The organism is Actinoallomurus acaciae (assembly GCF_042429965.1).
Taxonomy (GTDB): domain Bacteria; phylum Actinomycetota; class Actinomycetes; order Streptosporangiales; family Streptosporangiaceae; genus Actinoallomurus; species Actinoallomurus acaciae.
The window spans coordinates 1-10,529 of sequence record NZ_JBHLZP010000305.1 but is presented as its reverse complement, the minus strand read 5'-3'; the positions used below and the strand labels follow the sequence as shown (position 1 = coordinate 10,529).

Below are 10,529 nucleotides of genomic sequence, written 5' to 3'. Positions count from 1 at the left end.
CCCCGCCACCTCCCGTGCCCGGCCGCCCACCGCGACCAGCACGGACGCCATGAGCGACCGCCCCGCCATCTCCCCCGTCCGGCGTCCCGTCTCCCCCGTCCGGTGCCCCATCGCCGCCAGCGGGAACACCATCACCCACCGCCCCGCCACCTCCCGTGCCCGCCGCACCGCCGCGACCGGCGAGGACGCCATGAACGGCCGCCCCGCCGCCTCTCCCACCTAGCGCTCCGCCACCACCAGCGGAAACACCATCACCCACCGCCCCACCACCTGCCACGCCCGGCACCTCACCGGAACCGGCAGGAACACCGTCACCGACCGCCCCACCACCCCCCACGCCCGGCGCCCTATCGCCGCCGGCGGGGACACCATCCCCCGCCACCTCCCGTGCCCGGCCGCCCACCGCGACCAGCACGGACGCCATGAGCGACCGCCCCGCCATCTCCCCCACCCGGCGCTCCGCCACCACCAGCGGAAACACCATGACCAACCGCCCCACCACCTACCGCGTCCGGCACCTCACCGCCACCAGCGGAAACACCATCACCGGCTTCCCCGCCACCTCCCACGCCCGGCGCCCCACCGCCACCAGCGGAAACACCATCACCCACCGCCCCGCCACCTCCCACGCCCGGCGCCCCACCACCAGCATGGACGCCCTGAGCGACCGCCCCACCCTCTCTCCCGTCCGGCGCCCCACCTCCGCCAGCGAGGACCCCCTGAGCAGCGACCGGCCCGCCGTCTCCCCCGTCCGGCGCCCCATCGCCACCAACGGGAACACCATCACCCGCCGCCTCGCCATCTCCCACGTCCGGCGCCTCGCCGGGACCCGTGAGAGCACCATCGCCGGTCGCATCGTCGTCATCACCGGCGGTGGGCTCATCGGTGCCGTCGGCGGGGGTCGCGGGCGCCGGGTGCGCGACGGCGACGGTGTCCGGCGCCCTCGGGGCGTCGCCGCGCGACGGCGGTGTCTCGACGTCGGCGGTGGCGTCCGGTGAACCGGCCGTCTCCTCGGACGCCCCGTCCTCCGGACGGGATTCGGCGGGTCGCGCCGTGTCCTCTGTCTCCGGGTCCTCCTCCGCCGGGCCGGTCTTGCCCGCGGATCCGCCGGGGGCGGGCGTGTCCTCGTTCTCGACGCGCGCGTGGCGGGGCGGGATGGCCAGCCGCAGGACGTCGGCGAGGGTGCCCGCGTAGCGGTCGGCGAGCTCCCGGGCGAGCGCGGCGATCTCCGGGGCCAGGACCGGCTCCGGGGAGGTGACGCGCTCCAGGTAGGCGAGGCGGCCCCCGTGGTCGCTCTTGTCCACGCGTTCGAGCAGGAAACCGTCCATGAGCTGGCCCGCGAACCGGACCCGTACCCGGCATCCGGGGACGGCCGCGTCGTCCAGCGTCGAGGGGACCAGATAGTCGAACGGGCGGTCCAGATGCGGAAGCGGCGTGTCCACGGCCACCCGCGCGACCGGGAGCGTCTCCGCGGGCCTGCGGGCGTTCTTCTTGGCGGTGCCGTTCTTCTTCGCGGTGCGCCCGCCCTGCCCGGGGCCGCGGTCCCGCGCGCCTCCGCCGGCCGGCGCGGGTGCCGCGGACTCCGGAAGGTCGCCCATCCCGGGAAGCACACCCATGTCCACGCCGTCGGTCACCCTTCCGTCCTACCAGACCTCCCCGCTCCGAACGCGCGACCACGACCGAACACCTGCACCGGCCACAGGCCGGGCCCGAAGACCGGAGGCCCCGCGGGCCGTCAGGCGTCTTCGCGGACGGCCCTCAGGGCATGCTCGGCCGCCACACGCTTGGGCACCACCATGCGCCAGGCGTCCAGGACGAGCTCGTGCATCTCCTCCACCGAGATGGCGTCCAGGCGAACCTCGATCCAGTTGAAGCGCTGGTCCGACACCCGGGGCATCAGGAATTTCTCCGGCTCGGCGGCGATCATCGCCTCCCGCTCCTCCTTGGGGAAGCCGCAGCCCATCGTGGTCTCGTCCCGGGACAGGGCAGCGTAGACGATCTTGCCGACGCGGAACTTCACCCGGTCACGGATGAGGTGTTCCTCCGAGCGCGGCAGGGTGGACGTCAGGCGGCGGATGTCGTCGATCGTGACCATGGGCCGGGCTCCTCCGTGTCGGCGGCCCTCAGCATGTCACCCGCCACCGACAGACCGCGGCTGCGTCACCGTGACGATCGAGGTCGGCAGTCCGGGGAGCCGTTCCTCGATCTCCGCACGCCGCAGCCGAACGGGCCGGGCATCGCCGTCGACCCGGGTCGAGACCAGACCGCTCGACCGTGGAGACCTCGACCGGCAGGCCGCCGCAGGTCACCTCCCCGCCGACGTCGAGCAGCCGCACGATCCGCAGCCGAACGGGATCGGCGAGCGCCCGCAGGACCGTACTCACGTCGCCATCGTCGCGGCCGGACGGCTCATCACGGTCTTCGCACCCGCGTCCGCGCCGCCGCCCGACCTCCCCGGCGCGTGCTGGTCACCGCGTTCGCCGTCGGCAACTCGGCGACAGCGCCCGGCCACGGACTCGCCTCACGCGCGGTGACCGCCGTGGGCACGCGATCCCCACGGGTGATGACGAACATCACGTCCCCGCTCATCGACTCCGCCGCCCGCAACGCAGCGACGGACTCGCCTCACGCGCAAACACCGCCGCAGGCACGCGACCGCGACCGTGATGACGAACATCACGTCCTCACTCATCGACTCCGCCGCACGCAACGCGGCCACGGACCCACCTCACACGCGAACACCGCCGCAGGCACACGACCGACATCACGTCCCCGCTCGTCCTCAGGGCTCCGCTCGGCACCCTCATCGGCGGTGCGCTCGATCGGCGGACGACCATGTGGTTCGTCACCGCGCTCGCGCCCGCCGCCGTACCGCCCGTCGGTCTCCGCCTGCCCGGCTTCAAGACCCGCGCCGTACGGCGGCCTGCGCCGGCCGATCGGCGGGTCCTCGCCGCCATGCCGGGGATCGTTCGCGGCGGCGGTCGCGGCGCTGCCCGGGCCGTTCTCCTTCACCGCGCCCCAACAGCTCCGGCTCGCCGTACCGCGCTCCGCCCAGCGATGTCGGGCCGCACCTGCTCGCGGCGGTGCTCAGGCCGGAGTGAACGTGACCGGCACCGCCTTCGGGCCGCGCAGGCTCGCGACGTGCCAGCGCAGTTCCTCGAACGGTACGGCCAGGGCCAGGTCGGGCAGCCGCCGCAGGATCGTGCCGATGGCGATCTCGCCCTCCAGCCGGGCGAGAGGCGCGCCGAGGCAGTAGTGGGCGCCGTGCCCGAACGCCAGGTGCGTGTTCTCCGTACGGGTGACGTCGAGCCGGTCGGGGTCGGCGAAGTGCTGCGGGTCGCGGTCCGCGATGGCCGTGGCGATCAAGACCGTGTCCCCTCGCGGGATCCGCACGCCGCCGATCTCGACGTCCTCCGTCGGGAACCGGATCACCCCGGGGTCGACCGGCCCGTCGTAGCGCAGAAGCTCCTCCACCGCCCCGGGCAGCAGCCCCGGGTCGTCGCGTACGAGCTTGAGCTGTTGCGGATGGGCCAGCAGCGTCGCCGTGCCGCCGGCGATGAGGTTGACCGTGGTGATGTACCCGGCGACCAGCAGGAGGAAGGCCATGGCGACCAGTTCGTCCTCCTCCAGGCGCCCCTCGTCGTCGCGCGCGGTGATCAGCGCGCTCAGCAGGTCGTCGCCGGGGCGGGCCCGCTTGTCGGCGATCAGTCCTTCGAGGTAGGCCCACATCCTCCGCCACGCGTGGTCCACCGCGTCCCGGTCGAAGCGTTCCTGCGTGAGTATGGCGTCGGTCCACTCCTGGAAGCCCTCGCGGTCGGCGACGGGCACGCCGAGCAGTTCGCAGATGACGGTGACCGGCAGGGGCAGGGCCACGTCGGCGACCAGGTCGGCGCGGCCCGCGGGCAGGACGGTGTCGATCAGGCCGTCGGTGATCTCCTGAACCCGGGGCCGCAGCGCGGCGACGCGGCGGGCGGTGAACGCCTTGGAGACGAGGCGGCGCAGCCGGGTGTGGTCGGGCGGCCCGACCCTGATCATGCTCCGCAGGAACGACTCGCGCTCGGCCGAGGGCAGCAGGTCCAGCAGGTGGCTGTCGGTCGCGTCCCGCAGGTCGCTGCTGAAGCGCGGGTCCGACAGCGCGGCCGCCCCGTCCTCGTACCGGGTGACCAGCCACGCCTCGATGCCGCGTACGGTCGCCACGCGGCGTACGGGCCCCTCTTGACGCAGCCTCTTGTAGAAGGGGAACGGGTCCGCGACGAACGCCGGGTCGTCGTACGGGAAGACCTCCGGCTCACCCACCGGGCACCTCCTCCTCCCGCCCCATCGCCACTACGGACTGTGCCCGCCGGGACACGCGCCCAAGCACGCGAAAGGGCGGCCCCGGCCGATGCCGGGACCGCCCTCGTGGCCGAAGGGCTCAGAGGCCGGCGGCCTCGCGCAGCGCGTCGGCGCGGTGCGTGGTCTCCCACGCGAAGTCCGGCTCCTCGCGGCCGAAGTGGCCGTACGCCGCCGTCTGGGAGTAGATCGGGCGGAGCAGGTCGAGGTCGCGGATGATCGCGGCCGGGCGCAGGTCGAAGACCGCGAGCACGGCCTCCTGGATCTTCTCGGCCGGGAGCTTCTCGGTGCCGAAGGTCTCGACGAACAGGCCGACCGGGTGCGCCTTGCCGATGGCGTACGCGACCTGGGCCTCGCAGCGGTCCGCCAGGCCCGCGGCGACGACGTTCTTGGCCACCCAGCGCATGGCGTACGCGGCGGAGCGGTCCACCTTGGACGGGTCCTTGCCGGAGAAGGCGCCGCCGCCGTGGCGGGCCATGCCGCCGTAGGTGTCGATGATGATCTTGCGGCCGGTGAGGCCGGCGTCGCCCATCGGGCCGCCGATCTCGAAGCGGCCGGTCGGGTTGACCAGCAGACGGTAGCCCTCGGTCGCCAGGTCGAGGTCGGCGACGACCGGGTCGACCACGTGCTCCTTGATGTCCGGCGTCAGCAGGTCGCTCAGGCTGATGTCCGGGGCGTGCTGGGAGGAGACGACGACGGTGTCGAGGCGGACCGGGCGGTCGCCGTCGTACTCGATGGTGACCTGGGTCTTACCGTCGGGACGCAGGTAGGGCACCAGACCGTTGTTGCGGACCGCGGACAGCCGGGCGGCGAGCCGGTGCGCGAGGGTGATCGGCAGCGGCATCAGCTCGGGGGTCTCCCGGCAGGCGTAGCCGAACATCAGGCCCTGGTCGCCGGCGCCCTGGCGGTCGAGGTCGTCGGTGCCCTCGCCCTCGCGGGTCTCGTACGCGTCGTCGACGCCCTGGGCGATGTCGGGCGACTGGGCGCCGATCGACACGGACACGCCGCACGAACGCCCGTCAAAGCCCTTGCTGGAGGAGTCGTAGCCGATGTCCAGGATCTTCTCCCGGATGACACCGGGGATGTCCACGTACGTCTCGGTGGTGACCTCACCCGCGACGTGGACCTGGCCGGTAGTGATCATGGTCTCGACGGCGACGCGGCTCTTGGCATCGTCCTTCAGCATCGCGTCGAGGATCGCATCGCTGATCTGGTCCGCGATCTTGTCCGGGTGACCCTCGGTCACGGATTCTGAGGTGAACAGGCGACGGGACACGTGCGTGTACTCCTTGCAGCGGCTGCTGACTGACGTAAGCAGAGATGGACTTGCGTTTGTCGGTGGCGAAGTCTACCGAGAACGACTCAAATCCCGATGGGGCGTCTCGGCCTCTTCAGATCATGCGTGCGGCGACGAGATCCCAAACCACGTCGGACAGGGCCTCCTTCGTGCCGCGCGGCACGTCGACGGCCGCACCGTCGGCGGAAAGGATGACCGCGGCGTTGTCCGGGCGGCCGAACGCCAGGTGCTCTCCCACTTGGTTGACGACCAGCAGGTCACAGCCCTTGCGGGCGAGTTTCCGCCGGCCGTTCTCCAGGACGTCGTGCGTCTCGGCGGCGAACCCGACGATCACCCGGTGGCGGGCGTCGCGCGCCTCACGTACGAGCTCGGCCAGGATGTCGGGATTCTCCACGAGATGGATCGGCGCCGGCTCGGCACCGGGCGTCTTCTTTATCTTCACGTCCTCGTAGTCGGCCGGACGGAAGTCGGCCACCGCCGCCGCCATGACCACCGCGTCGGCGTCGGCCGCGGCCTTCAGGACCGCGTCACGCATCTCGCGCGTCGACCCGGTGCGTACGACCTCGGCGCCGGCCGGGTCGGGCAGGGTGACGTTGGCGGCGACCAGGGTGACCCGCGCGCCGCGTGCCAGGGCCGTACGGGCCAGGGCGTACCCCTGCATTCCCGAGGAGCGGTTGCCGATGAAGCGGACCGGGTCGATGGGCTCGCGGGTGCCGCCCGCGGAGACGACGACGTGGCGGCCGGCGAGGTCACGCGCGGTCTCCGTCCCGCCGCGGGCCAGCACCCGCCGGGCGGCCTCGAAGAGCGCGTCGGGCTCGGGCAGCCGGCCCTTGCCCGAGTCGGCGCCGGTGAGCCGGCCCGCCGCGGGCTCGATCACGAGGTTCCCCCGCCGGCGCAGCGTCGCGACGTTGGCCTGGGTGGCCGGGTGCTCCCACATCTCGGTGTGCATCGCGGGAGCGAACACGACCGGGCACCGCGCCGTGAGGAGCGTGTTGGTCAGCAGGTCGTCGGCGATGCCGTGCGCCGCCCTGGCCAGCAGGTCGGCCGTTGCCGGCGCGACGAACACCAGATCGGCGCCCTGCCCGAGGCGAACGTGCGGAACCTCTTCGACGCCGGACCAGACCTCGGTGGTGACCGGCTCGCCGGACAGCGCCGCCCACGTCGGCTCGCCGACGAAGCGCAGGGCGTCACGCGTCGGGATCACCCGGACCCGGTGCCCCGACTCGGTCAGTCTCCGCAGCAGTTCGCAGACCTTGTACGCGGCGATGCCGCCGCCGACGCCGAGCAGAACGCGCGGCCCCTCACTCGCGGACGTCATCGCCACGCCCCGCGGTGCGGCCGGTCACGATCACTTACGGGCCTTCGATGGCCTCGGAGTTGAGCAGGCCCTCGCGGACCTCGCGCAGCGCGATGGACAGCGGCTTTTCCTGGACCTGGGTCTCCACCAGGGGGCCGACGTACTCGAGCAGGCCCTCGCCGAGCTGTGCGTAGTAGGCGTTGATCTGGCGGGCGCGCTTGGCACCCATGATCACAAGGCTGTACTTGCTGTCAACGATCTTCAGCAGATCGTCGATGGGCGGATTGGTGATGCCGTCGGCACCGCCGGGGGCGTTAGAAGCCACTCCCGCGCCTCTCAGTCGTCAGATGGGTGGACAGCCAGCAAGGATATCAGCTCAGCGCAGACGTCCTTGACCGAAGTGTTCACCAGGGTGAGATCGAACTCCTTCTCGGCGGCGAGCTCCTCGCGGGCGGCGGCCAGCCGGCGTTCGATCACCTCGGGGGCCTCGGTGCCGCGGCCGACGAGACGGCGCACGAGCTCCTCCCAGGACGGGGGCGCCAGGAAGACGAGCCGTGCCTCCGGCATGGACGCGCGCACCTGGCGAGCGCCCTGCAGGTCGATCTCGAGCAGGGCCGGCACGCCGGCGGCGAGGTGCTCCAGCACCGCACGCCGCGGCGTACCGTAACGATTCCCCGCGAACTCGGCCCACTCGAGCAGTTCGCCTTCGTCGATGAGCCGATCGAACTCGGCGTCATCGGCAAAGAAGTAATGCACGCCGTGGATTTCGCCGGGACGCGGCGCACGGGTGGTCACCGAGACCGACAGCCACACCTCGGGGTGGGCACGCCGGATCTCGGCGACGACCGTGCTCTTGCCGACGCCGGACGGCCCGGAAAGGACCGTCAGGCGCCCGGACGAGATGGAGCCGCCCGCCGCGGACGCGGCGGAATCGGCCGCGGCGGCCGAACCGCCGCGCCCGTCCGGCGCAAGCCGATCAGCGATTTCCACCGCCGCCGAACTCACGCTCCAGAGCGGCGCGCTGGTTGGCGCCAAGCCCCCGCACGCGGCGGGACTCGGCGATACCGAGCCGCTCCATGATCTGCTTAGCGCGGACCTTTCCGACGCCAGGCAGGGATTCCAGCAGTGCCGACACCTTCATCTTTCCGATTACGTCGTCGGCCTGACCATCTTTCAGAACCTCAGCGAGGGAGGTTCCGCCGTGCTTCAGGCGGTCTTTGACCTCGGCACGCTCTTTGCGGGCCTTGGCAGCCTTCTCCAGGGCTGCGGCGCGCTGTTCAGGGGTTAGGGGCGGAAGCGCCACGCCGGGTCACCTCGTGTTTCCACTCGATTGAGTCGGACGGCTTGGGAACCTAGCGAGTTCAGGGCCCATAAAGCAACGTGAAAGCCCGTTTAGCCCGTCATTAAATTGCAGATGTCACTCTATGGGATGTCCTGAACACGCAGAGTACCCAATCGGGGGGGTTGCTTCACCCCGAACCGTACGACGGCCTGGCGTTTCTTGCGAGGGGCAAACGGCTCAGTCAAGACGAAACGGCGGCGGATGACACTCCGCGGGACACGTTTCGCCGCCCGGCACCTCCTCCGGGACGGTCACTGTCCGCCATCTAACTCCCGAACCCCCACAAGCCGGTCTCCGGGGTCCGCCGACGGCCCTCGCGCGGCGGCCCTCGGCGACACATGCCGGCGACCCGTCGACCCGACGGCCCGCCACCGGTCTCACGGACGCGCCCGGCGTGTCGCTGTCATAACGGGTTGACGGTTTGTGTCACCCGACGGCCGGGCGCCGGGTCGGCTCCCGCCCCCCGGACGCCGCTCTTCGCGACGCGGGCGTCACCCCGGATCGCGTACAGGCCGCCTCGCCGCCGTGGACACCGGCCCCCGATGAACTCTGTGGGGCAACGGGGGTTCGCGAGGCTGCGGCGCTCTCAGGCACGAAAACGCGGCCTTCTCCGGCCGTGAGGGACCTGCGAAAACGGCTACCAGCCTGCTGGAACGTGCCAATTCGGCCTGAAGCCCCCCAGCGTCGAGCGTGAGGTTCCGCGCCTCGGTGCGGCGGTCCGGCGGCGAGGGTGCGGCCGATCCCGGTGAGGCGGATTTCGGCGCGGGGACCGCGCGCACGGCTCGCGGCGCCGCCGAGGGTCAGGACCGCGCCGGGGTTCCTCGGCGGCCTCGTGCCCGGCTGCTGCGGCCGCCGCCGGGCACGGGCGATCGGAACGGCCGATCACGAGCAGGTCCATGCCCGAGGCGAGCGCCCCCTCTTCGTCGTCGTCGCGGCACGACGCGGCGTGATCAAAGTCACCCCCGAGCACTCGACCGAAAAGGAGGGGAGCCGATTCGCGCGGGCGAGTCGTCGCCGGCGGGACATGTGACGGAACGCACAGCCCCCGCGCGGGGGAGACACCGTCGGCGAAGAGGCGAACGTGACGAAGTCGGGCCGACGCTTCAGACACCGCCGCTCGTGCGCGATGGCGGGCGACGTCCCTTGCGACCGCCGTGGCGACGAGACGGCCCCTCAGACCGATACAAAACGAGGCAGCCCCCGCGACCACCGCCGACATCGCAACGATGAGGCGAGACTCTCCGAAACCGGCGTACGCCACCGAACGACAACGATCCCCACGACCACGGCACCCGGACCACGGCGACCAGGCACCATCGCTCCGTGCGCGATGGCCAGCGACACCCCTTTGCGGCCCGCAGCGCCGCAGAACAGCGGCGACCCCCGCGCCCCCACAACCGACATCGCAACGGCGAGTCGAGACCCTCCGAAACCGACGTACGCCACCGAACGGCAACGATCCCCACGTCCGCAGCGCCCGGGCCACGGCGACCAGACACCACCGCGACGCGACAGACCCTCAAACGTCCGAAAACGGCGACAAGCCCTCGACCACCGGCCCACACTCGACGCCGCAACGGTGAGGCGAGACCCGCCGAGAACCGACATACGCCGCCGAACGGCGGCGAAGCGCAGCACCCGGACCACGGCGGTTGGGACGGATTCTCGGGCACTCCCGCCCGTACGGCCAAGAGCCGTAGGACCTTGCAACCGCCGCACACCGACACGGCGGCGATCCCCGCGACCACCTCACCCACGCCCGACAGCGCAGTGATGAGACCAGCCCTCACTCATACAACTCAGGCCGACGGCGATTCCCATGACCACGGCGACCAGACACCGCCGCTCGTGCGCGATGGCCAGCGGCGCCGCAGCGGGCCCTCAAACCGCCGCTAAAGACGGCACACCCGACTCGCACCGGTGAGGCGAACTCCTCCGAAACCGACGTACGCCACCGAACCGCAACGATCCCCACAACCGCAGTACCCGGACCACGGCGACCCGGGCGGAGTCTCGGGCACTCCCGCCTGTACGCCCCTTTCGACCGCCGCACCGGCACGGCAGCGATGAGGCGAGCCCTCAGACCGCCGACAAAACCGCGGCGATCCCCGCGCCCGGCGGCGTGGCGATGAGAGCGGCCCTCAAACGCTCCCGCTCGTGCGGCGTAGGGCGGCGGCGATGCCGGCGGCGGCGGCGCCCGGGTCCGGGGCCGCGGTGATGGGGCGGCCGATGACGAGCAGGTCCGCGCCCGAGGCGAGGGC

10 protein-coding genes and 1 pseudogene are annotated in these 10,529 nt (G+C 72.0%); 1 reads left to right on the top strand and 10 read right to left on the bottom strand.

The genetic code is table 11. The features are described 5' to 3' along the window. The 3 genes from ACFFNX_RS31610 to ACFFNX_RS31600 form a co-directional block, all read right to left on the bottom strand. The coding region (locus tag ACFFNX_RS31610) for a hypothetical protein (RefSeq protein ID WP_378209529.1) at window positions 1–219 on the bottom strand (219 nt) is incomplete at its 3' end. A 128-nt stretch (window positions 220–347) separates the two neighbouring features. After that, window positions 348–1,634, bottom strand: coding sequence for a primosomal protein N' family DNA-binding protein (locus tag ACFFNX_RS31605; RefSeq protein ID WP_378209528.1), 1,287 nt, complete (start codon window positions 1,632–1,634; stop codon window positions 348–350). A 101-nt stretch (window positions 1,635–1,735) separates the two neighbouring features. Continuing rightward, window positions 1,736–2,095, bottom strand: coding sequence for an MmcQ/YjbR family DNA-binding protein (locus ACFFNX_RS31600; protein ID WP_378209527.1), 360 nt, complete (start codon window positions 2,093–2,095; stop codon window positions 1,736–1,738). Window positions 2,096–2,165: 70 nt separating this feature from the next. Here ACFFNX_RS31600 and ACFFNX_RS31595 point away from each other — a divergent pair, with 70 nt between their 5' ends. Beyond that, a complete protein-coding gene (locus ACFFNX_RS31595; RefSeq protein ID WP_378209526.1) occupies window positions 2,166–2,534 on the top strand; it encodes a hypothetical protein in 369 nt (122 codons plus the stop codon). A 553-nt stretch (window positions 2,535–3,087) separates the two neighbouring features. Here the strand turns inward: ACFFNX_RS31595 and ACFFNX_RS31590 are convergent. The 7 genes and pseudogenes from ACFFNX_RS31590 to ACFFNX_RS31560 form a co-directional block, all read right to left on the bottom strand. Beyond that, a complete protein-coding gene (locus tag ACFFNX_RS31590; protein WP_378209525.1) occupies window positions 3,088–4,296 on the bottom strand; it encodes a cytochrome P450 family protein in 1,209 nt (402 codons plus the stop codon). Between the two features lie 118 nt (window positions 4,297–4,414). Then, window positions 4,415–5,608, bottom strand: coding sequence for a methionine adenosyltransferase (gene metK, locus ACFFNX_RS31585; protein WP_378209524.1), 1,194 nt, complete (start codon window positions 5,606–5,608; stop codon window positions 4,415–4,417). Window positions 5,609–5,723: 115 nt separating this feature from the next. After that, window positions 5,724–6,947, bottom strand: coding sequence for a bifunctional phosphopantothenoylcysteine decarboxylase/phosphopantothenate--cysteine ligase CoaBC (gene coaBC / locus ACFFNX_RS31580; protein ID WP_378209523.1), 1,224 nt, complete (start codon window positions 6,945–6,947; stop codon window positions 5,724–5,726). Between the two features lie 34 nt (window positions 6,948–6,981). Continuing rightward, window positions 6,982–7,251: a DNA-directed RNA polymerase subunit omega gene (rpoZ, locus tag ACFFNX_RS31575; protein ID WP_285566731.1), complete on the bottom strand. Its 270-nt coding sequence runs from the start codon at window positions 7,249–7,251 to the stop codon at window positions 6,982–6,984. Window positions 7,252–7,262: 11 nt separating this feature from the next. Continuing rightward, window positions 7,263–7,829 (bottom strand): guanylate kinase, encoded by a 567-nt coding sequence (gene gmk, locus ACFFNX_RS31570; protein WP_378209530.1) that lies wholly within the window; start codon window positions 7,827–7,829, stop codon window positions 7,263–7,265. A gap of 73 nt (window positions 7,830–7,902) precedes the next feature. Continuing rightward, window positions 7,903–8,229 carry an integration host factor, actinobacterial type gene (gene mihF, locus ACFFNX_RS31565; RefSeq protein ID WP_252782942.1) on the bottom strand — a complete coding sequence of 109 codons (327 nt, stop codon included), beginning with the start codon at window positions 8,227–8,229 and terminating at the stop codon, window positions 7,903–7,905. Between the two features lie 2,180 nt (window positions 8,230–10,409). Next, window positions 10,410–10,529 (bottom strand): annotated as a pseudogene (locus ACFFNX_RS31560) (orotidine-5'-phosphate decarboxylase); the annotation flags it as partial.

Coding starts and splice junctions, on each gene's coding strand:
- ACFFNX_RS31600 (WP_378209527.1), bottom strand. CDS start 2,095: ATGGTCACGATCGACGACATCCGCCGCCTGACGTCCACCCTGCCGCGC.
- coaBC (WP_378209523.1), bottom strand. CDS start 6,947: ATGACGTCCGCGAGTGAGGGGCCGCGCGTTCTGCTCGGCGTCGGCGGC.